This is a genomic window from Novosphingobium sp. GV079, from assembly GCF_003058045.1.
Classification (GTDB): Bacteria; Pseudomonadota; Alphaproteobacteria; order Sphingomonadales; family Sphingomonadaceae; genus Novosphingobium; species Novosphingobium capsulatum.
The window spans coordinates 56,959-77,807 of record NZ_QBUE01000010.1; the positions used below are offsets into that span (position 1 = coordinate 56,959).

Sequence of the window (20,849 nt, forward strand, 5' to 3'; positions counted from 1 at the left end):
TCCCCGAAACCCGTTCGGGCTGAGCTTGTCGAAGCCCCCCCTGCGCCGAACTCAGCTTTCCAGGCTTGCCAGCACTTCATAGGCGAGCACGGCGCCAGCGACGGCAGCGTTGAGGCTGTCAGCGCGGCCCTTCATCGGCATGGTCACGCGCAGGTCGCAGGCCAGCTCATAGTCTTCGGGCAGGCCGCGCGATTCGTTGCCCACCATGACGAAGCAGGGACCCGCATAAGGGGCGCCGCGATATGGCACGGCATCGCGCAACGATGCAGCCACCAACTGGCCGGTGCCGGTGCGCAGCCAGGGCAGGAATTCGTCCCAGCGCGCCTGGGCGAGGCGCTGGGTGAAGATGGCGCCCATGCTGGCGCGCACCGCCTCTACCGAAAAAGGATCGACGCAATCATCGATCAGGATCAGTCCGCCTGCGCCCACGGCATCGGCGGTACGCAGCATCGTGCCCAGATTGCCCGGATCGCGCATGGCCTGCGCCACGAGCCACAGCGGCGCGGCGCGGCGATCGATCTGCGCCAGGCCCGTGTCCCATTCGGCAAAGACACCGGCCACGGCCTGCGGGTTATCCTTGCCGGTCACCTTGGCCAGGATATCCACCGGCAACTCGATCACATCGCCCCCGGCAGCCGAAACCGCGCTTTCCAGGTCTGACAGCAGCGGATGCGCCTCGCGCCCCTGGGCCATCAGCAGGATTTCGGGCAGGCGCCCACCGGCCCGGGCATCGGTCAACAGGCGCAGACCCTCGGCCAGAAAGCGCTGCTCGCGCTTGCGGTGCTTCTTGTCGCGCAGGCTGCGGACGAATTTGACGGTGGGGTTGGAAAACCCGGTGATCGTACGGCGGGACATGGGGCGGTCCATGCGTCAGCCAGCCGCGATGGGCAAGGCTTTCAGTCTTCGCCGAACCCGTCCTTGACCAGGCCCGCCAGCTTGAGCAGCACAGAATCCGCTTCACCTTCCGGGCCAGACACCACGACATCGATGGTATCACCCTTGGCCGCGCCCAGCATCATCAGGCCCAGGATAGAGCCGCCGGCTGCCTCGGTGCCGTCCTTGAACACCGTCACGTCAACGCCAGAAGGCAGCTTGGCCACGGCATTGACGAACTTGGCGCTGGCGCGGGCATGGAGGCCGCGCTGGTTGACGATGGTGATCGTCTCTCGGGCAACGTAGCTTTGGCTCGACATCGGCTTTCCTCTTCCCCTGCCCGTCGTTGTCGGGTGCGTCGCTTTGTTCGGGAAACCCTCGGGCGTGGGATTTATGCGTCCTGGCCCAGGAATTCCGAAGCGATCGTGATATAGTTGCGGCCGGCATCGCGCGCGGCGGCCGTGGCATCGCGAACATTCATGCATCCGCGCGCCTTGGCAAGCCGGATCAGCATGGGCAGGTTGATCCCGGCGATCACTTCCACCCGGCCCGCCTGCATCAGCGAGATCGCGAGGTTCGAAGGGGTGCCGCCGAACAGGTCGGTGAGGATGATGACGCCTTCGCCGCTATCGACCCGGCGGATGGCATCGGCGATCTCCTTGCGGCGACGCTCCATATCGTCATTGGGGCCGATACAGACGCCGATGACGTCCTGTTGTCGGCCCACGACATGTTCCATCGCATGGATGAATTCGTCGGCAAGGGCACCATGGGTGACGAGAATAAGACCGATCATGAAGGGAACGGGCTCCGAAATACAGCCTGACAAGATGCCACAACCAAGCTTAACAGAGCCTTGGCGGACACATGTGGGCTGCCAGAATGCTGGCATTCACAAGGCATGTCTTTCAGAACCGTCCCATCCCCCGAGCGCAGGATATTCGCTGCCCGCGCTATCGTTATCATTGGCATTGTCACTGGCATCATTGTCATACCTGAACCGCCTGGGCGCCTTCCAGCAGGTTGGCGCCGCGGGCGGCAAGGTTGCGGTGCAACAATGTGGGTGAAAAACCGGAGTTGCGCAAGCCTTGTGCGATCTCTTCGGCCATGAAGACCGAGCGATGGCGCCCGCCGGTACAGCCGAAGGCGATGTGGACATAGGCCTTGCCCTGGGCCGCGAAGCGGGGAAGGAGCAGGCGCAAAAGCCCCAGAATCCGGTCAAAAGCCTCGGCAAAGGCAGGGTCGTTGCGGATGTAATCGCCCACCGGGGCGTCCTTGCCGGTCATCGGCCGCAGCGTTTCATCCCAGTGCGGATTGTTGAGGAAACGCATGTCGAAAACCAGGTCGGCGAGCGGCGGGGTGCCGCGGGAAAAGCCGAAGCTGCTGATCGTGACCGTGGTGCGACTCGGTGAGATCGCACCGAACTGCTGGCGGATGGCCTGCTGCAGGTCGTTGGTGGTGAAATCGGTGGTGGATATGACTACGTCGGCCCAGCGGCGCAGTGGGGCCAGCAGATCGCGCTCGGCAGCGATGCCGCTGGCGGCGGGCTTGTCCTCGCTCATCGGATGGCGGCGGCGGGTTTCGTTGTAGCGGCGCTCAAGCTCTGCCCCGCTGCAGTCGAGAAACAGGGTGGTGACCGAGAGGTTGGGCCGCGTGCTCAGCGCCTTGACCCGCTCGATGATCGTCTGCGGATCAAACCCGCGGGTGCGGGTGTCAAACCCGATGGCGAGCGGCGTTCCGGCATCAATACCACCGCTTTCGCTGCGGGCCTGGCCCGGTTCGGTTTCCAGCAGGCGATCGAGCAGGCGTATCGGGAAATTGTCGATCGCTTCCCAGCCCAGGTCTTCCAACGTGCGCAGCGCCGTGGTCTTGCCTGCGCCGAGCAGGCCAGTGACCAGCAGGATGCGTTGCGGCGAATCCGGATCGGGCAGAGCGGAACTATCGGTGGCGACCATGCACGACCTTTTGCGCGCATTGGCGGGCAAAGAAAAGTGCGGTTACGCGACGGCCAGCCCTGATCTTGTTGCAGGCATGGCACTCAGCCCAGGCCATAGTGTTCCAGCGCGAGCGTGGCGCGCAGGACCAGCATCGGCGTTTCTGGCCATAACTGCACCATCGGCACGGCTATTCCGGCGCGCTCAACGCGACCTGCCGCATCGATAAAGCGCGGCGCATCTGCGTCGAGGCGCAGCACCAAGGCCACCGGCGCCTGTGCCAGGTGGGGAAAGCGCAGCAGCCCCAGGTTGCGCACTTCCAGCAAGCCGGCGATGCGGGGATGGGGTTGGGCCAGCAGCCGTGGCGCGTTGCCCGGCGCGATATCTGGCAGGAGGAGCAGCCCGTCATCGCCCACCAGCTGCGCACCGCGATCGATCAGCGCCAGCGCCAGACTGGACTTGCCGCTGCCCGGTGGCCCCTCGATCATCACGGCGCGCCCGCCGATCGCCACTGCCGTGGCTTGGTGCGTCTGGCCCGCCGCGGTCATGCGCGCAGTTCCCCGGCATAGGGCAGGGTCAGGACCAGGCAGGCGCCATGTGCGCCATCGGGGCGGTCGATGATCGTCAGGCGGCCATCGTGGGCTTCGGCAATGGTGCGGGCGATCGCGAGGCCCAGGCCGCTGTGCGCGCCAAACGCCTCCTCGGCCGGTCGCACCGAATGGAAGCGCTCGAACACCTTGCCGCGCTCGGCCTGGGGGATGCCGGGTCCCTCGTCGGTCACGCTCAGCATGACGCGGGCGTCTTCGCCCTCGCGCGGCCCCTGTGTCCACACTGCCACGTCCACCGCGCCGCCGGGCGGAGAGAACGAGACGGCGTTGTCGAGCAGGTTTTCCAGCACGCGCTCCAGCCGCATGGCATCGCCCAGTACCAGCGGGGCGTAAGTGCCGGGATCGGGCTGGCGCAGGCGGATCACCGCACCGCCGCGCGTTTCCCGGGCGCCGCGTGCCCCCACCACCTGCGCGGCAAGACCGCCCAGGTCGAGCCGCACGAACGTGGCGCGGCTCAGCTCCGCATCGATCCGGCTGGCATCGGCGATTTCGGTGATCAGGCGATCGATCCGCTGGACATCGTGGGTGGCGATCGCGGTGAGTTGCCGGCGCAGCGTGGCATCTTCCACCCGGTCGAGCGACTCGATCGCGCTGGCCAGGCTTGCCAGCGGGTTCTTGAGTTCGTGGGCGACATCGGCGGCAAAGCTTTCCACCGCGTCGATGCGATGGCGCAGGGCCATGGTCATGTCGGAAAAGGCGCGGGCGAGCAGGCCGATCTCGTCCCCGCGATCGGGCAGGCGGGGCACTACCACTTCACGGTCACGGCCCAGCCGTACCCGCACCGCTGCGCGCACCAGCGCGCGCAACGGCTGGACGATGGTGCGCGCCAGGAACAACGACAACTGCACCGACAGCATCAGGGCAAGGCCGATGATGATCACCAGGGTCTGGCGCGCATCGCGCACCGCCTGGGTGATATCCACGGCATTGCGCATGGCCAGCAGCATCGGCCCATCGCTGTCGCTCCCCACGGGCGTGGCGGCGGTCAGCACCGGGGTGCGATCGGGGGCATAGCGCAGATAGACCTGGGTGGAATGGGCGGCACGGGCGCGCACCACTTCGGGCCAGTTGCCGGCTCCCGGATCGGCCGGTTCGGCATAGCGTTCCACCGGCGGCGCACCGACGATGAAATCGACCCCGCGATCGAGCAGGCGCGCGGCATGTTGGTACCATGGCTCGCCCGTGGGATCGACCAGGGCGAAGCTGGGCGGCGCCAGGGCAAAGCTGTCTGCCACCAGGCGGCCTTCGCGATCATAGAGTCGCAGCCGCAGGCGCTGTTCCTGGCTGATGCGCACCAGCAGCGTCTTTTGCTGCGCCAGGCTGGCGCCATCGAGCGCATCGGCGGCAATTTCCGCCTCGGCCCGGGCCAGCTTGAATCGCTCGCCCAGCAGCTGCGAACGGTAGCTATCGAGATAGAAGAAGCTGCCTGCCAGCAGCGCCAGCGCGATGACGTTGACCGCCAGGATACGTGCGGTGAGCGAGAGGCCGCGCGGCCGCAGCGCACGTGGCACCAGCATGCGCGCGGTGCGCTCTGGCGCAGGTGGGGCAGAGTTGGCCGGCGTCATTCGTCGCTGTAGCTGTAGCCCGCGCCATAGAGCGTCTCGATCGCGGAAAACTGCGGATCGACGGCGCGGAACTTGCGGCGCAGGCGCTTGATATGGCTGTCGATCGTGCGATCATCGACAAAGACGTCGTCGTGATAGGCCGCGTTCATCAGCTGGTCGCGGGTGCGCACCACGCCGGGGCGCACGGCCAGCGCTTCCAGGATCAGGAACTCGGTGACGGTCAGCGAAACCAGTTTGTCTGTCCAGGTCACCAGGTGGCGCGCCGGGTCCATCGCCAGGCGGCCGCGGCGGATCGGATCGGGCAGGTTTTCGGCCGGCTCGGCATCGGCGGCAATTGGATCGCGGCGCACGATTTCGCTGCGCCGCAAAATGGCGCGAATGCGGGCGAGCAACAGGCGCTGGCTGAATGGCTTGGCGATGTAATCGTCGGCGCCCATGGCCAGGCCCAGTGCCTCGTCGGCCTCGTCGTCCTTGCTGGTCAGGAAGATCACCGGCAGGTCGCTCTGCTCGCGCAGGCGGCGCAGCAATTCCAGGCCATCCATGCGCGGCATCTTGATGTCGCACACCGCCAGGTCGGGCGGATTGTCGAGCAGCGCTTTGAGCGCGGTATCGCCGTCGTTGTAGAGCCGGGTGACAAAGCCCTCGGTCTGCAGCGCGATCGATACCGTGGTCAGGATATTGCGATCATCATCGACCAGCGCGATCGTGCGGCGCGGCTGGCTCTGCCCTGCCGGGGGCGTACCCGTGCCTTCGGGCTGGGGGGCAGGGGCATTATGCATAGGCGTTGCGGCGATCCTGCTCGAGTGGGCCTGCTCGGGTGTGGCCTACCAGGGTGGCGGGCTAGATTAGGGCGCGCAGGCGCGGCTGGCAAGAAACCCCCAAGGACGTTGGATTTGGTCGTGTGGGGACAAGCTGCGAAAGGGCGGCAGTTGAAAATTGTGCAACTTGCTGCGCAAAAATCTTGGGTCGATCCGGTTTGACGCGGGGCGGGTGGTCAACTATCCGAACAGGGAATCGCGCATTCGTATTCGGCATTCGTATGCGAAGCCGGAAAACAACGGCAATGCGGCTGTGCGATCATGCTTGATACCGCGCTTTTGCAATCAGTGGCCTGCCTTTTTGCCCACGGCTCCAGACAGTCCGGGGTGCAGCATGGCCCACCAAACGGGAGGCTTGTGATGTCCGCCAACAGCCTGAACATTTCCTTGTCCGCGCAGGGTTTTCCTGAACCTGCCGAGCTGTTTGCCAACCTCGGCACCGCCCCGCTGGTGGAACATGCGGTGAAGAACGGGGAAGGCGTCCTGGCCAAGGACGGTCCTTTCGTCGTCGCCACCGGCAAGCACACCGGCCGCTCGGCCAAGGACAAGTTCATCGTCCGCGACGCCGAAACCGAAAACACCGTGTGGTGGGGCAAAACCAACGTGGGCATGAGCCCGGCGCACTTTGCCGCGCTGAAGGAAGATTTCCTTGCTGCGCTCGCCACCAAGGACAAGCTCTACGTCGCTGACCTGTTCGGCGGTTCGCAGCCCGAACACCGCGTCAACGTGCGCGTGATCAACGAGTTTGCCTGGCACAACCTGTTCATCCGCACGCTGCTGGTGCGCCCGGCGACCGATGAACTGGCCGGCTTCGCCCCGGAATACACGATCATCGACCTGCCCAGCTTCCGCGCCGATCCGGCCCGCCACGGCTGCCGCAGCGAAACCGTGATCGCGGTCAACTTCACCGAAAAGCTGATCCTGATCGGCGGCACGGCCTATGCCGGTGAAATGAAGAAGTCGGTGTTCGGCATCCTCAACTACCTGCTGCCGGTCAAGGGCGTGATGCCGATGCACTGCTCGGCCAACATCGGCCCCAATGGCGACACCGCCGTGTTCTTCGGCCTCTCGGGCACCGGCAAGACCACGCTGTCGGCCGACGCCAGCCGCACCCTGATCGGGGACGACGAACATGGCTGGTCGGATACCGCCGTGTTCAACTTCGAAGGCGGCTGCTATGCCAAGATGATCCGCCTCTCGGCCGAGGCCGAGCCGGAAATCTTTGCCACCACCAAGCGGTTCGGCACGGTGCTGGAAAACGTGGTGATCGATCCCGTCACGCGCGAAATCGATCTGGACGATGCCAGCCTCGCTGAAAACAGCCGCGGTTCCTATCCGATCGATTTCATCCCCAATGCCTCGGAAGAAAACCTCGGCCCCGTGCCGCAGAACCTGATCTTCCTCACCGCCGATGCCTATGGCGTGCTGCCGCCGATCGCCCGCCTCACGCCCGACCAGGCGATGTATCACTTCCTCTCGGGCTATACCGCCCGCGTGGCCGGCACCGAAATCGGCGTGACCGAACCGGAAGCAACCTTCTCCACCTGCTTCGGCGCGCCGTTCATGCCGCGTCACCCCTCGATCTATGGCAACCTGCTCAAGGAACGCATCGCCAAGGGCGGGGTGAAGTGCTGGCTGGTCAACACCGGCTGGTCGGGCGGCAAGGCCACGCAGGAAGGCATCAAGCGCATGCCGATCAAGGCCACCCGCGCGCTGCTCAATGCCGCGCTCGATGGCAGCCTCAACAGCGCCGAATTCCGCGAAGATCCCAACTTCGGCTTTGAAGTGCCGGTGGAAGTGCCGGGCGTCGATACCAAGCTGCTCGATCCGCGCGGCGCCTGGGCCGATGCCGGCGAATACGACAAGACCGCCCAGGAACTGGTCAAGAAGTTCATCGACAACTTCGAACAGTTCATGGAGCATGTCGACGAAAGCGTGCGCAAGGCGGCGCCCGTCTCGGCCTGACCATCCACGCTGCCCACGCAGCGTCTGCAAGACCCCCGGTGCGCCCTGGCGTGCCGGGGGTTTGCTTTTGGCCGGCGTTAACCACGCCGTTACCCGCTTGCGGCATGGAGGCATAAGGGGCGCAAGGGGTGATCGTGGCAACCAGGGCAATCAGCGGCATCAAGGCACGGCCTGCCACGGGCAGCAGCCTGGCGCGCTGGTGGCCGTTTGCGCTGATCGCGTTGCTGGTCCTGGCGCTGCGCCTGCCGACGTTTGGCAATCCGCTGCTTGATCTCGATGAACAGTTCTACCTGCTGGTCGGCGATCGCCTTCTGCATGGGCAATTGCCCTATGTCGATCTGTGGGACCGCAAGCCGGTAGGGCTGTTCCTGCTCTATGCCGCGATCCGGCTGCTGGGTGGCGCGGGCATTGTGCAGTACCAGTTGGTGGCAACAGGCTTTGTCATCGTCACCGCCTGGCTGATCCGCGCCATGGCCCGGCGCCATGGCGGAGAGGGCGCGGCCATCCTCGGCGCGGTGGGCTATGTCTTGGCGCTCAATATCCTGCATGGCGCGGGTGGGCAGACGGCGGTCTTCTACAACGCCTTCACCGCGTATGCCGCGTGGTGTGCGTTTCGCGCCAACGATGCCGCGTCGTCTCGCGCCGTGTTGCGCCTCGCGCTGGCCGCGATGGTCGCGCTGGGGCTGGCGATCCAGATCAAGTATACCGTCGTTGCCGAAGGGGCATTCCTGGGCTGCTGGTTCCTGTGGCGCCTGGTGGCGGTCGGCGCGCGGCCTGGACGCTTAGTGGTCATGGCCGCAGCGATGTTGGCCGTCGCGCTGCTGCCTACGGCCTTGGCCTTGGCGTGGTATGCGGCGATTGGCCACCTGGCAGAGTTCGTCTTTGCCAACTTCGTCTCGATCTTTCATCGCCACGCTTTTCCCGCTGCATTCGGCCATCAGCAATTGGCGGAAGTTGCGGCCTGTGGTGGTGGCCTGCTGGCGGCAGCGCTGATCGGGCTGGTGCGCCTGCGCCAGGCCATGCCCATCGCGGCGTGGGCCGACTGGGCCTTGCTTGCTGGGTGGCTCGCCAGCGCGCTCTGCGGCTTTGCCATGCTGGGTGATGTTTTCAGCTGCTATGCCCTGCCGGTGGCTTTGCCGGCGGCGCTAGCTGGCGCCTGGGCCTTGCGCGGGGGACGCTGGGGTTTTGTGGCGGGATGCCTGATGCTGGGATGGCCGTTGCTGTTCACGCCGGCCAGCTATTTCGTTGCCCGGCAAAGCGCCGGTGCCACCGATCGCATGGTGGGTTCGCTCGCTCCCTACGTGTCTGGCCATTGCCTCTACGTCTATGACGGCCCGTCGATCCTCTACTTGCGCACCAGCGCCTGCGCGCCAACCCGCTTCCTCTTTCCCCACCATCTCGTCAACGCGGCCGAGGCCGATGCCCTGGGGGTAGATCCCGTTGCCGAAGAGCGCCGCATCCTGGCCAGCCGCCCCGGCGCGATCGTCACGGCGAGCCGCGCGGTCGATCCCGTTGTCGCGGAGGGACCGCGCGCCCTGGTGCAGGCGGCGCTGGCGCATGACTACGTTCTCGTTGACCGCGTGCCCACGATTGATCGCATATTTCTGATCTGGGCGCGCCGCGACCTGCGCGCCGAACGAGCGCAGGCACGCCCATGAAAAAGGCCCCGGCAGCGCGCGCTGCCGGGGCCTTTCCTGATGTCAGGCTTGCGCCGATCAGCGGATCGGGCAATCGGGCGACAGGCGGAAGTCGAGGTAATTGTCCACCGACTTCATCATCTCGTCCAACTCGCTCTCATAGAAGTGGTTGGCGCGCGGGATTTCGTCGTGGTGAATGGTGATGTGCTTTTGCGTGCGCAGCTTGTCGACCAGCTTCTGCACGGCATTGGGCGTCACCACCGTATCGGCAGACCCTTGCACGATGATGCCCGAGGCGGGGCAAGGCGCCAGGAAGCTGAAATCATACATGTTGGCCGGCGGCGACACCGAGATGAAGCCACGGATCTCCGGGCGCCGCATCAAGAGCTGCATGCCGATCAGTGCGCCGAACGAATAGCCGGCGATCCACGTGGCCGAAGCTTCGGGATGGATCGACTGCACCCAATCGAGCGCTGCAGCGGCATCGGACAATTCGCCCACGCCGTTGTCAAAGCTGCCCTGGCTGCGGCCCACGCCGCGAAAGTTGAAGCGCAGCGTGGCAAAGCCGCGCGCCACGAATGTCTTGTACAGCGCCTGGGTCACACGGTCGTTCATCGTGCCACCGGCCTGCGGGTGGGGATGCAGGATCATGGCGACAGGCGCGCGGCTGCGCGTGGCGGGCTGGAAGCGGCCTTCGAGGCGACCTTCGGGACCGGGGAAGATGACTGCGGGCATCGTTGACCTGATGAACCTGTTGGCTGGCCCTGGAGACCGGCGGTGCAAGACCCTGTTTCAAGGGCAATGCGCGGTCGGGGCTGGGCATGGAACTGGTGGCTATATAGAAACGAACCCTGCAAACGCAACTTTTCCGGGATTTCTCGTTGTCGCTCTCGCTTTATTTCGATCACGCGGCCACCACGCCGCTCCTGCCGCAGGCGCGTGACGCGCTGTTGGAGGGGATGGCGCGCTGGGCCAATCCCTCCAGCCCGCACGCCGCCGGGCGCGCGGCCCGGGCGGCGCTGGAAGATGCCCGCGCCCGGATCAAGGCCGCGCTGGGCTGGCCGGGCGAGGTGGTCCTGACCAGCGGCGCCAGCGAGGCGCTGGCCCTGGCGATCGGCCGGGCGAAGGCGCCGCTGATGGCGGTTTCGGCGGTGGAGCACGAGGCGGTGCTGCGCTTGGCCGGCGATGCCGCACGCCTTGCCGTCGATGGCCGTGGCCAAGTCGTTCCTGCTTCATCCGCGCTTGCCGGGCTGGTGGCGGTGCAGCAGGTCAACAACGAAACCGGGGTGATCCAGCCGCTGGCGGCGGTCGCCCAGGCGGTGCGCGATGCCGGCGGCGTCTTGCTGGCCGATGCGGCGCAAGGCGCGGGCAAGCTGCCGCTGCCAGAGGCCGACCTGATCGCCATTTCGGCACACAAGTTTGGCGGGCCGATCGGGGTGGGCGCCTTGCTGGTGCGCGATTGGGCGCTGCTCCATCCCACCGGCGGGCAGGAGCGCGGCTATCGACCCGGTACCGAAAACCTGCCTGGCGCCCTGGCCATGGCCGCGGCGCTGGAGGCGGGGAACGCGTGGCTGGCTGATGTGCAGGGTCTGCGCGATCGGCTGGAAACCGCGCTGCTGGAAATTGGTGCCGAGGTGATCGCGGCAGATGCGCCGCGCCTGCCCGCGATTGGTGCCTATCGCATGCCGGGCAAATCGGCCACGGCGCAGCTGATCCGGTTTGACGGGATGGGCATGGCCGTTTCGGCGGGCAGTGCCTGTTCTTCCGGCTCGCTGCGCACCAGCCACGTCCTGGATGCGATGGGCGTGGCGCAGCCGAACGAAGTGATTCGCGTTTCGCTCGGCCGGGAGACCACGGTGGACGCTGTGGACCGTTTCGTTGCCGTCTGGCGCGCGATTGCGGGGCTGGCGTGATCTACCTCGATTACCAGGCGACCACGCCGCTCGCCCCGCAAGCGCGGGCCGCGATGTTGCCGTGGCTGGCCGGCCCCGAGGACGTGCGCGCCGGCTTTGCCAATCCACACAGCCCGCACCGCCCAGGGCGCGCGGCTGCAGCGGCGGTGGAGGTGGCCCGCGCGCAAGTGGCCGCGCTGTTTCCGCCAAGCGGGCGGGTGATCTTCACCTCGGGCGCGACCGAGGCGCTCAATCTGGCCATCGCGGGCGTGGGGAAACGGCATTTGGCGGTGTCGGCCATCGAACACGCCGCCGTGCTCGACACGGTGCGGTTCCACGATCCCGCGCTCACCGTGCTGCCGGTGGACGGGGCCGGGCTGGTCGATCCTGACGTGACCATTCCCGCTGGCACCGGCCTGGTCGCGGTGATGCAGGTGAACAACGAGATCGGCACGGTGCAGCCCGTGGCCGAGCTGGCCGCGCGCGCGCATGCCATGGGCGCGCTGTTCCTGTGCGATGCGGTGCAGGGCGCCGGCAAGCTGGCGGCGCCCGAAGGGGCCGATCTGGTCGCGATTTCGGCGCACAAGCTGCACGGGCCCAAGGGCATCGGCGCGCTATGGGTGCGCGATGGGCTCGAACTGGCGCCTCTCGTCCATGGCGGCGGGCAGGAAGGTGGCTTGCGGTCCGGCACGCTCAGCCCGGCGCTATGCGCGGGGTTCGGTGCGGCGGCAGCGCTGTGCACCAGCCTGTGGAAAAGTGATGGACAGCATGTTGAGACGCTGTGGGAGCAGGCACTTGGCCTGTTTGCCGGATGGACGCTCAACGGCAGCGCCACGCAGCGCTGGCGTGGCAACCTCAACTTGCGCAAGCCGGGGCTTGATGTGGCCAGGCTGTTGTCAGAATGTCGCAATGTTGCGTTTTCTGCCGGATCGGCCTGTGCCAGCGGCTCGGGAAGGCCCAGCCATGTCTTGCGCGCCCTGGGACTTTCGGACAGGGATAGCAAAACCGCGATCCGCATCGGTTTCGGACGTTATACCACGGGTGAGGAACTGAAGGAGGCTGCTGCCGTGCTGAATGCGGCGGCGCAGATGCAGGGAGTCTAGTGCCTATGGTTCGCGTCACCTTCCTCACAGCCGATGGCCAGCGCGTGGCGGCCGAGGGCGAGGCAGGGCAACGCCTGCTGGAACTGGGCCAGAACGCCGGCATGCCGCTCGAAGGCACGTGCGAAGGTCAGATGGCCTGCTCCACCTGCCATGTCGTCGTTGCACCTGACTGGTTCGACCGCCTGATGCAAGCCAGCGAGGACGAGGAAGACATGCTCGACCTTGCCGTCGGGGTCACCCGCACCAGCCGCCTCGCCTGCCAGATCGTGCTTGACCCCGCGCTGGACGGCCTGGAAGTGCGCGTGCCGGCAGAGGCCCGGGATATGCAGCCGCGCTGAGACGCTCCTCCTACACATTCGTCATGCCGAACTCGTTTCGGCATCCGGCTCGCTCATTACTGGTGGGTTTGTAGCACAGCGTGAGGCTGCGGCCTGGACCCTGAAACGAGTTCAGGGTGACGGTGGGAGAAAGCCCGCTGTGCATATTGGCAAATACTGATGTAAATTTCGCGCAGAGGCGCTGAGGCGCAGAGGATAAGATTTTCTCTGCGCCTCAGCGCCTCTGCGCGAATTTGATTTTGCGGAGCGCCTGAATAGGATGGCGCCCGGCATATTCCTCTCAATCCCCGGCCACCAGCGCGCTGATATGCCAATCATCGCCTTTGCGTTCGGCGATGATCCGGCGCGCGAGCAGGCTGCGCAGGCGGGCGGTTTCGATCCAGCCCTTGCGTTGCGGCTTGCCGGTGATCACGGCGGTGTAGCGCGCGGCGGGATTGTAGGAAGGGCTCGTGGCAATGGTGACAAGCGACCAGTCCAGCCGGTCGACTTCTGGCGCCGTGTCAGTGGGCTTGGCGCGAAGTGGCACGCCTTGCCCGGTGACCAGCATCGTCATGCCCGGATCGACCTCATCAGGGACGTTCCAGAAGAACCACGGCATGACCACCAGATCGCCCTGCACGGCGCAGCCCAGCGGCAGGATGCGCGCGAGATCGGCCCATATGGCCGCGCCGGCCGGCGCGGCCAACCGCTTTTGCAGTTGGGCCGGGCCATGGCCGCCGCCATAATCGAGCGTCACATCGGGGGATGAAAGTGCGGCGAGTGCGGCAGCGTCGCGCGCCTTGACGGCGGCGGCAAGGCGCGTGGCAAAGGCGCTCCAGCCCGGCAGCGCGGCGCAATCGTCGCGCGGGGGCAGGGCGATCGCCGGGAGGGCAGAGGCGGTATCGGCCGGGGTGAGCGGCACATCGGGCGTGGGTTTGACCGGGAGCGCCAGCGTCGGGCTGGGGCTTGGCGCGGGCGGCGTGGGGGTAGGCTCGGGCGTGGCGCTGGCGCTTGGCGTTGCCGTCGGGCTGGCGCTTTCCTGCGGCGCCGGCTCGCGCTGGCAGGCGGCAAGCGCAAGGGTGGCGAGTGCCACTGTCCAAGCTGCGCTGCGCATGGGCAAGCCCTTGTTTGCCTGTCGTGCCATCATGCCCATCGTTACCCTGCAGCCGTTTCCCCTTCAACGCCAACGCCGGTTGGCGCGGGCAGTTCCGCCGCCCCGACTGCAGCAGTGTCTGGGGCAATGTCTGTGGCAACATAGCGCGGCGCGGTTTCCACCAAAGGCACTTCTTCCACTTCGCGCTTGCCGATCTCGATATGCTTTTCGCGCAGGCGGCGCCCGGCCGACAGCACGTTGCGCTCAAAGCTGCCGACGAACTTGTTGTAGTTGGTGACCGCGCTTTCCAGGCCAGAGCCGACGCGCTTGAGGTGATCGGCGGCGACAGCCAGGCGATCGTACAGTTCGCCGCCCATCCGGCCGATCTCGCGGGCTTCGCGCGCCAGGCCATCCTGGCGCCAGACCTGGGCCACGGTGCGGCAGATGGCGACAAGGTTGGTGGGCGAGGCGAGCAGCACGCGGCGATCGAAGGCGAAGTCCCACAACTGCGGATCGCGTTCCAGCGCGGCGGCGATGAAGTGTTCGCCCGGCACGAACATCAGCACATAGTCGGGCGCTTCCTCGAACTGGCTCTGATAGGATTTGGCGCCCAGCGTCTGGATATGGTTGCGCATCGACTGCACATGCGCTGCCAAGGCCACGCCGCGCGCGGTATCGTCGGCGGCCTCGAACGCATCCTGATAGGCGTTGAGCGAAACCTTGGCGTCGATCACCAGCAGCTTGTTGCCGGGAATGCGCACGATGGCATCGGGGCGCAGGCGGCCTTCGTCGGTATCGATCGAATGCTCGGTGACGAAATCGGTGTGCTCGGCCAGGCCACACTGTTCCAGCACGTTGCGCAGTTGCTGTTCGCCCCAGCGGCCGCGCGCCTTGGGCGCGTTGCGCAGCGAATTGCCCAGCCGCGCGGCTTCGGCGCGCACCTGTTCCTGCCCGTCGCGCATCGCCTGGATCAGGCCGGTGAGATTGCCGAACGCGTCGACGCGCTCCTTTTCCAGCTTGCCGACCTGCTCTTCATAGCTTTTCAGGCGCTGGTCCACCGGGGCGAGCAGGGCCCGCAACGATTGCGCGGCCTTTTCCTCGCTCTGGGCAAAGCGCTCCTGCGCGCGGGCCATGAACGCCTCCTGCGCGCGTTCCAGCACCTTGTTGCCGGCGTTCTCGAATTCGCGGCGCAGCGCTTCCTGTGCCTCGATCAGCAGGCGCTTCTGCTCGGCAAAATTGGCAGCGTCGGCCTTCATCCGCGCCAGTTCCGCGCGCAGGTCTTCGCGCGATTGGCGCGCCTCGTGCAGCGCATCGCGCAGCGCGTCGGCTTCGGCCGCGCGCTCGCTGGCGGCGGCGAGGTGGGTGGCCAGGCCATCACGCTCAGCGCGCAGGGCATCGCGCTCGGCGCCAAGCTGTTCTGCCTGGCGCGCGCGTTCGGCCATGGTGGCAAGGTCCACGGCCATGGCCTTGATGGTGCCTTGCGCCTCGCGCGCTTCGTTCTCGCGGGCAGTGGCGCGGCCTTGCGCTTCCGCCACGGGGCGACCGCCCAGGAACCAGCCCAGGGCCAGGCCGATCACCAGCGCCACGATTACCAAAACCACCGCCAAGGTCCGCCTCCACTCAAGAACAGAGCGGGAACGTAAACGAAGCGGCCCGGCAACGCAATGTGCCGGGCCGCTTTATCCTCAACTGTCAGGGGCGATCACGCCACCTTGCGCAGCTTGTCCAGCTTCTTGAGCGCCATCTGGCGCTTGAGGCGCGAGAGGTGGTCGATGAACAGGATACCTTCGAGGTGGTCCATCTCGTGCTGCAGGCAGGTGGCCAGCAGGCCGTCGATCGCTTCCTCGTGGACCGTGCCGTCAAGATCCTGCCAGCGGGCGCGGATGCGCGAAGGGCGTTCCACCTCGGCATAGATTTCCGGCACCGAGAGGCAGCCTTCGCGATAGATCGTGTGTTCTTCGGAAGGATCGAGGATTTCCGGGTTGATGAACACGCGCGGTTCGCGCCGCACCGGCTGGTGGCTGTGGCCACAGCCGTGATCGTGGCATGCTTCGGGCTCGGCATCCTCGTCATCGGGCTGCAGATCGATCACCAGCACGCGCAGGGGCACGCCCACCTGGATCGCGGCCAGGCCGATGCCAGGGGCATCGTACATCGTATCGAACATGTCGGACACGAGCGTGCGGAGTTCGTCGTCGAACGTTTCCACCGGAGCCGAGACCTGCTTGAGGCGCGGATCGGGAACTTCAAGAATTTCGCGGATAGCCATGGCGCCAAGATAGGCGGAGCGGCGCACCGGCGCAAGGCAGGCGATTCGATCAGGGTGATCGCTTTTGCCGTGCCAACGGGGCGCCGCGCCGCGTTACAGCAGCTGGGCGAACCGCGCGGCCGTGGCAAAGGCTTCCCCGCGCAAGGCGCGGCGCGCCTGGGCCATCTCGTCCTTGCCCCACAGCTCTGCCTGCCAGTCTTCCTCCACGCAGGCCGCATCCCACAGCGCGGCAACGTCTGCGCCGGGATCGAGCGCGGTAAGGCCGATGATCAGCGAGCACGACAGCGTTGCGGTGTTGCGCAGGGCAGCCAGGGCAAAGGGCGAAAGTTGCTCCAGCTCGGCGGCAAGTGCCGCAAGCGTCGGCGCGGGCTGGGGCTTGTGCATGATCCCGGCCACGCGCGTGAACGCCACGCCATAGCGCGCCTCGGCCATGGCAAGCAGGGGCTCCCACAGCAGGCGCTGGCGCGCGGCGAGCGGTTCGTCCGGCTCGGCGCGATAGCACAGCGTGTCGGTCTCGGCATAAGGCAGCAGATCGGCGCGCGCGGCGGCCGGGGCCGGCGCTACCACGTCGATCGCATAGTCGGCCATGTCGCGAAAGGCGAAGGCGGCGGTGTCGATCGTCTCGCCCTGGTTGGCCCATTCGCTGGCCATGGCCTGGGCGAGGGCGGCGGTGGGCACGATCTGCGGGCGGCCGCCCTGGGTGCGAATGCCGCGCCCATCGAGGCACACGCGAAAGCCAGCATCTTCAGGCGAAACGGTAACGTCTTGATAAAAGCGCTTCATGATGGCCTTTTCCAGCGCCGCACCAGCCAGCGCGGCGCGCCAAAGAACAGGGTGAGTCCGGCAAAGGCGAGTGCGAACGCGCCCCATTGCGGCACGCGCGCCAGCCACGGCACATTGCCCGATGCGGCCATGGCGCCGATCATCACGATCAGCGTGCCTGCCAGGCGCAGCAGTTGTAGCAGGGCAAAGCGCCCCATCGCCGGGTCGCGCATCGCCTCAGCCTACCGCGTGGAGCAGTTCGGCCAGCTCTGCCACGGTGCCGGCGACGGCATGGGCGCCGGCAGCGAACAGTTCGGCCCGCTCGTGATAGCCCCAGTCCACGCCGATCGCGCGCACGCCGGCATTGCGGGCCATGGCCATGTCATAGGCGGTATCGCCGATCATCACGGTCAGCGCGGTGTCTGCACCAGTGGCATCGAGGCAGGCCTCGATCATGCTGGGATGCGGCTTTGACGGGTGGCGATCGGCGGTTTGCAGCGTGACGAAATGGCGCGACAGGCCATGCGTGGCCAGGCAATGGGCCAGACCCCGGTCGCTCTTGCCGGTGGCCACGCCCAGCAGCCAGCCACGCTGCGCCAGGTCTTCGACCAGCGCGGCGATGCCGTCATAGAGTGGCTCGCCCACCATGCCCGCCTCGCGCCGGGCGCGGAACGTGTCCTTGTAGGCCTGGGTGAGCATGTCGTGCGCCTGCGCGTCACCTTCGGGATGGAGGCGGCGCATCGCTTCCACCAGCGACAGCCCGACGATGCGCCGGGTTTCGCTGCGCGGCGGTGGCACCAGGCCCATGGCATGAAACGCCCCGTCCATCGCCGCGCCGATATCGGCCTGGCTATCGACCAGGGTGCCGTCGCAATCAAAGATGGCGAGGCGCAGGCTCATCGCTTACCGGGGCCCCGCGGTGCAGGGGCCTTGGTGCCAGGAGCCTTCGGCGCGGCGCGGCGCGGCGCCGGGTTGGCGCCGGGCTTGGCACTCGCGGTGCGCGTGGCCGGCTTGGCCCCCGGTTTCGCTCCAGGCTTGGCGCCAGGCTTTGCAGGCGCCTTGCCTGCGGCGGCGCCGGCCACGCGGGCGCGCTGGCCGGTGGGCTTGCGTGCGCCGGTGGTTGCCGGGCCATCGATGCGCTTGCGGCGCTCGCCGCGGCGTTCCTTGCGGTATTGCTTGGCGTGGGCCTTGGCCGCGCGCTTTTCCATGGTCTTGGGTTCGACCAAGACCGGCGCTTCGAGCGGCAGATCGCCTTCGGTTTCGGTGAAGCCGAGTTGCTCCAGGCTCTTGGCAAAGTGTTCGGGCAGCGGCGCGGTCACGTCCAGCAGATCGCCTTCGGGATGCTCGATACGCAGGCGGCGGGCATGGAGGTGCAGCTTGCGGCTGATGCTGCCCGACAGGAACGCGGCCTGGCCGCCATACTTGCCATCGCCCACGATCGGGTGGCCGATCGCCGCCATGTGCACGCGCAGCTGGTGGGTGCGCCCGGTGAACGGCTGCAATTCCACCCAGGCAGCGCGGTTGCCGGCGCGATCGATCACGCGATAGCGCGTGCGGGCCGGCATGCCGTGCTCGGTTTCATCGACCATCATCTTCTCGCCGCCGGTGCCCGGCTGCTTGGCCAGCGGCAGTTCGATCATGCCATCGTGGATATCGGGCACGCCCATGACCAGCGCCCAATAGATCTTGCGCGCGGTGCGGCCGGAAAAGCGCCTGGAAAAGAACGCCGCGCTGCCCGGCGTGCGCGCCACCAGCAGCACGCCCGAGGTATCCTTGTCGAGCCGGTGGACCAGGCGCGGGCGTGGATCGCCATCGCCGGCATAGGCATCGAGCAGGCCATCGACATGCTCGTAAGTGCCGCTGCCGCCCTGGGTGGCCAGGCCCGGCGGCTTGTTGATCACGATCGCGGCGCGATCCTGTTCCAGCACGATGTCTTCGGCCAGGTGGAGCTGTTCTTCGGTCAGCGGCTTGCGCACGCGGCCGCCCTTGCCGCCGCCGGCCAGCGGCAGTGGGCCGCCCGCCGGGGGCACGCGCAGGGACTGCCCGGCGATCAGGCGGGTGTCGACATCGGCGCGCTTGCCATCCACGCGAATCTGGCCGGTGCGCGCCCAGCGCGACACCATGGCAAAGCTCACCTCGGGGAGGTTGCGTTTGAACCAGCGGTCCAGCCGCACATCGTTGTCATCAGGGCGAACTGTGAACTGGCGCACGGCATCTGCATTGCCGGCGGCTTTGCCATTCGAAGCTTTGCCATTAGAGGCTTTTGAAGAGGTCATGGTCGCGCCCATAAGGCCTTTGCCCGCAAATTGCACGACATTGCTTGCCTTTCGCCGGCAGAATCACTATTGGGCGCCCGGTTCGAGCCGGTCCTGATCGGATTCGGCACGCTTTGTGTTCCTGGTATCTGGTGACCCCCGCGCGGCCGCGGGCTCTCGCCCGAAGCTGTTGAGGTATGTCGGTTTATGCAGATTCTCGTTCGCGACAACAATGTTGATCAAGCTCTTCGTGCCCTGAAGAAGAAGCTTCAGCGCGAAGGTGTCTATCGCGAAATGAAGCTGCGTCGTCACTTTGAAAAGCCTTCGGAAAAGCGCGCTCGCGAAAAGGCCGCTGCTGTGCGCCGCGCCCGCAAGCTTGAGCGCAAGCGCCAGGAGCGCGACGGCGCGAAGTAAGCTTCAATCGTGGCGGGATCATCCGTCACATTGAGCACTTGCGATAGGCCCTGTGCTGGGCCAAGAGGGCGCCGTGAATCACGGCGCCCTTTTCGTTGGGTCGAGCATCCCGGCTCGAATCGACGGGCAGGCACCGGCCGGGCGGCCGTTCCTTTGGGCGCTGCCTGATCAGGGAAAATCCAGAGGGAAACCCCAGAGGGAAACCAATGTCGGAAATCACCCGCGTTCCGTTGCAGCCCGTTGCCAAGGGCTCGCTCGCCAAGGTTTGGCTCGGCGTGATCGTTGCCGTGCTGGTGGGCATCGGCCTGGCCTGGGCGGCGCGCCCGGTGCACTTCAGCGAAGTGCGCGTGGTCGCGCTCAAGGAAGGCACGGGCAAGTCTCCCACCACGTCTGACGTGGCGCTGATCAACTATGTTGGCCGCATCGCCAGCACCGGCAAGGAATTCGACCGTGGCGAAAACGCCGCGATGCCGCTGCAAGGCGTGATCCCCGGCTTTGCCCAGGGCCTGCAACAGATGAAGGTGGGTGGCAAGTATCGCCTCGAGATCCCGGCCGCGCTTGCCTATGGCAGCCAGGCCATGCCGGGCCGGGATGGCAGCGTCGCCATTCCCGCCAACAGCGACCTGGTGTTCGAGGTCGAGCTGATCGAGTTCCGCTCCATGGCCGAACTGCAGCGCCAGCAGGCCGCGATGCAGGCGCTGCAGCAGCAGATGCAGGCGCGCGGCGCGGCCGGTGCGGCTGGTGGCGCAGCGGGTGATCCGGCGGCAGCCCCGGTGGTGCCCGCCAACTGATCCGGCTTTATGCCAGGGGGCTGTCGGCCCCGTGGCTTGCCCCAGCGGCTTGAAGGACACCGCGCGCGATGGTAGCGCGCGGTGTTCTTGTTTTTGGCAAACCCTGCACGAAAGGGACGGCATGTCCGTGAATACCGCCGACGTGGCGAAGATCGCCAGTCTTGCGCGCATCAAGGTGAGTGAGGCCCAGCTTGAAGCGATGGTGCCCGAATTGAACGGCATCCTCGCCTGGGTGGAGCAATTGGGCGAAGTCGACGTGACCGGGGTTACCCCGATGACGGCCGTGATCCCCAACACGCTGCGCCTGCGCGATGACGTGGTGAACGCCGATCCTCTGACCGGCGGCGACATCCGCGAGGCCGTGCTGGCCAATGCCCCGGTGGCCGAACATGGCTTCTTCGGCGTGCCCAAGGTGATCGAGTAAGCTTTGGCCGGCCTTGCGCGGGCCGTGCTTCGACAGGCTCAGCACGAACGGATGTGGGTTTTGGATCAATCCCCCGTTCGCCCTGAGCTTGTCGAAGGGCCGGCGCAGCACCGCCTTCCAGTTTCCCAC

General features: G+C 66.6%; 23 protein-coding genes. 8 read left to right on the top strand and 15 right to left on the bottom strand.

Features of this window, described 5'->3' with window-relative positions; all coding sequences use genetic code 11:
* Nucleotides 1-51 precede the first annotated feature (51 nt).
* From C8K14_RS13815 to C8K14_RS13845, 7 genes are all read right to left on the bottom strand, one after another.
* Nucleotides 52-855, bottom strand: a complete 804-nt coding sequence (locus tag C8K14_RS13815; protein WP_107717073.1) for an RNA methyltransferase — start codon at nucleotides 853-855, stop codon at nucleotides 52-54.
* Between the two features lie 41 nt (nucleotides 856-896).
* A complete protein-coding gene (locus C8K14_RS13820; RefSeq protein WP_022677185.1) occupies nucleotides 897-1,193 on the bottom strand; it encodes an HPr family phosphocarrier protein in 297 nt (98 codons plus the stop codon).
* A 71-nt stretch (nucleotides 1,194-1,264) separates the two neighbouring features.
* Nucleotides 1,265-1,669, bottom strand: coding sequence for a PTS sugar transporter subunit IIA (locus C8K14_RS13825; protein ID WP_022677184.1), 405 nt, complete (start codon nucleotides 1,667-1,669; stop codon nucleotides 1,265-1,267).
* A 193-nt stretch (nucleotides 1,670-1,862) separates the two neighbouring features.
* Nucleotides 1,863-2,828 carry an RNase adapter RapZ gene (rapZ, locus tag C8K14_RS13830; RefSeq protein ID WP_022677183.1) on the bottom strand — a complete coding sequence of 322 codons (966 nt, stop codon included), beginning with the start codon at nucleotides 2,826-2,828 and terminating at the stop codon, nucleotides 1,863-1,865.
* Nucleotides 2,829-2,911: 83 nt separating this feature from the next.
* Entirely contained in the window at nucleotides 2,912-3,355 is a 444-nt protein-coding gene (locus C8K14_RS13835; RefSeq protein WP_107717074.1) for an HPr kinase/phosphorylase, read from the bottom strand.
* Nucleotides 3,352-4,980: a stimulus-sensing domain-containing protein gene (locus tag C8K14_RS13840; RefSeq protein ID WP_369974055.1), complete on the bottom strand. Its 1,629-nt coding sequence runs from the start codon at nucleotides 4,978-4,980 to the stop codon at nucleotides 3,352-3,354. Before C8K14_RS13840 ends, C8K14_RS13835 begins: the two co-directional genes overlap by 4 nt.
* Nucleotides 4,977-5,759 carry a response regulator transcription factor gene (locus tag C8K14_RS13845; RefSeq protein WP_107717075.1) on the bottom strand — a complete coding sequence of 261 codons (783 nt, stop codon included), beginning with the start codon at nucleotides 5,757-5,759 and terminating at the stop codon, nucleotides 4,977-4,979. The genes C8K14_RS13840 and C8K14_RS13845 overlap by 4 nt, the downstream gene beginning before the upstream one ends.
* Nucleotides 5,760-6,158: 399 nt before the next feature.
* On the opposite strand from C8K14_RS13845, the gene C8K14_RS13850 reads away from it, so the two are divergent.
* Both C8K14_RS13850 and C8K14_RS13855 read left to right on the top strand, forming a co-directional pair.
* Entirely contained in the window at nucleotides 6,159-7,763 is a 1,605-nt protein-coding gene (locus C8K14_RS13850) for a phosphoenolpyruvate carboxykinase (protein WP_107717076.1), read from the top strand.
* A gap of 134 nt (nucleotides 7,764-7,897) precedes the next feature.
* Nucleotides 7,898-9,421, top strand: a complete 1,524-nt coding sequence (locus C8K14_RS13855; protein ID WP_233251089.1) for a hypothetical protein — start codon at nucleotides 7,898-7,900, stop codon at nucleotides 9,419-9,421.
* Between the two features lie 57 nt (nucleotides 9,422-9,478).
* On the opposite strand, the gene C8K14_RS13860 is transcribed toward C8K14_RS13855, so the two are convergent.
* Nucleotides 9,479-10,135 carry an alpha/beta hydrolase gene (locus C8K14_RS13860; RefSeq protein ID WP_107717077.1) on the bottom strand — a complete coding sequence of 219 codons (657 nt, stop codon included), beginning with the start codon at nucleotides 10,133-10,135 and terminating at the stop codon, nucleotides 9,479-9,481.
* A 146-nt stretch (nucleotides 10,136-10,281) separates the two neighbouring features.
* On the opposite strand from C8K14_RS13860, the gene C8K14_RS13865 reads away from it, so the two are divergent.
* Genes C8K14_RS13865 through C8K14_RS13875 form a run of 3 tightly spaced genes read left to right on the top strand, consistent with a single transcriptional unit; the run spans nucleotide 10,282 to nucleotide 12,733 of the window.
* Complete coding sequence (locus C8K14_RS13865) at nucleotides 10,282-11,313, top strand: cysteine desulfurase family protein (RefSeq protein WP_107717078.1); 1,032 nt, start codon at nucleotides 10,282-10,284, stop codon at nucleotides 11,311-11,313.
* Entirely contained in the window at nucleotides 11,310-12,395 is a 1,086-nt protein-coding gene (locus C8K14_RS13870) for a cysteine desulfurase family protein (RefSeq protein ID WP_107717079.1), read from the top strand. Before C8K14_RS13865 ends, C8K14_RS13870 begins: the two co-directional genes overlap by 4 nt.
* A 5-nt stretch (nucleotides 12,396-12,400) precedes the next feature.
* A complete protein-coding gene (locus C8K14_RS13875; protein ID WP_022677954.1) occupies nucleotides 12,401-12,733 on the top strand; it encodes a 2Fe-2S iron-sulfur cluster-binding protein in 333 nt (110 codons plus the stop codon).
* Nucleotides 12,734-13,013: 280 nt separating this feature from the next.
* Here C8K14_RS13875 and C8K14_RS13880 read toward each other — a convergent pair whose 3' ends face one another.
* From C8K14_RS13880 to C8K14_RS13910, 7 genes are all read right to left on the bottom strand, one after another.
* Nucleotides 13,014-13,826: a hypothetical protein gene (locus C8K14_RS13880; RefSeq protein WP_133726817.1), complete on the bottom strand. Its 813-nt coding sequence runs from the start codon at nucleotides 13,824-13,826 to the stop codon at nucleotides 13,014-13,016.
* 41 nt (nucleotides 13,827-13,867) lie between these two features.
* Nucleotides 13,868-15,412 (bottom strand): DNA recombination protein RmuC, encoded by a 1,545-nt coding sequence (gene rmuC, locus C8K14_RS13885; RefSeq protein ID WP_107717081.1) that lies wholly within the window; start codon nucleotides 15,410-15,412, stop codon nucleotides 13,868-13,870.
* 95 nt (nucleotides 15,413-15,507) lie between these two features.
* Nucleotides 15,508-16,074 carry a peptide deformylase gene (def, locus tag C8K14_RS13890; RefSeq protein WP_028657624.1) on the bottom strand — a complete coding sequence of 189 codons (567 nt, stop codon included), beginning with the start codon at nucleotides 16,072-16,074 and terminating at the stop codon, nucleotides 15,508-15,510.
* A 93-nt stretch (nucleotides 16,075-16,167) separates the two neighbouring features.
* Nucleotides 16,168-16,857, bottom strand: a complete 690-nt coding sequence (locus C8K14_RS13895) for an ATP12 family chaperone protein (RefSeq protein WP_107717082.1) — start codon at nucleotides 16,855-16,857, stop codon at nucleotides 16,168-16,170.
* Nucleotides 16,854-17,069 (bottom strand): hypothetical protein, encoded by a 216-nt coding sequence (locus tag C8K14_RS13900; protein WP_107717083.1) that lies wholly within the window; start codon nucleotides 17,067-17,069, stop codon nucleotides 16,854-16,856. Before C8K14_RS13900 ends, C8K14_RS13895 begins: the two co-directional genes overlap by 4 nt.
* 4 nt (nucleotides 17,070-17,073) lie before the next feature.
* Complete coding sequence (locus C8K14_RS13905; protein WP_028657623.1) at nucleotides 17,074-17,736, bottom strand: HAD-IA family hydrolase; 663 nt, start codon at nucleotides 17,734-17,736, stop codon at nucleotides 17,074-17,076.
* Nucleotides 17,733-19,112, bottom strand: coding sequence for an RluA family pseudouridine synthase (locus tag C8K14_RS13910; RefSeq protein WP_107717165.1), 1,380 nt, complete (start codon nucleotides 19,110-19,112; stop codon nucleotides 17,733-17,735). The genes C8K14_RS13905 and C8K14_RS13910 overlap by 4 nt, the downstream gene beginning before the upstream one ends.
* A 186-nt stretch (nucleotides 19,113-19,298) precedes the next feature.
* On the opposite strand from C8K14_RS13910, the gene rpsU reads away from it, so the two are divergent.
* The 3 genes from rpsU (at nucleotide 19,299) to gatC (ending at nucleotide 20,720) form a co-directional block, all read left to right on the top strand.
* Nucleotides 19,299-19,505, top strand: a complete 207-nt coding sequence (rpsU, locus tag C8K14_RS13915) for a 30S ribosomal protein S21 (protein ID WP_011446475.1) — start codon at nucleotides 19,299-19,301, stop codon at nucleotides 19,503-19,505.
* A gap of 206 nt (nucleotides 19,506-19,711) precedes the next feature.
* Complete coding sequence (locus tag C8K14_RS13920) at nucleotides 19,712-20,296, top strand: FKBP-type peptidyl-prolyl cis-trans isomerase (RefSeq protein WP_107717084.1); 585 nt, start codon at nucleotides 19,712-19,714, stop codon at nucleotides 20,294-20,296.
* 121 nt (nucleotides 20,297-20,417) lie between these two features.
* A complete protein-coding gene (gene gatC / locus C8K14_RS13925; protein ID WP_107717085.1) occupies nucleotides 20,418-20,720 on the top strand; it encodes an Asp-tRNA(Asn)/Glu-tRNA(Gln) amidotransferase subunit GatC in 303 nt (100 codons plus the stop codon).
* Nucleotides 20,721-20,849 lie beyond the last annotated feature (129 nt).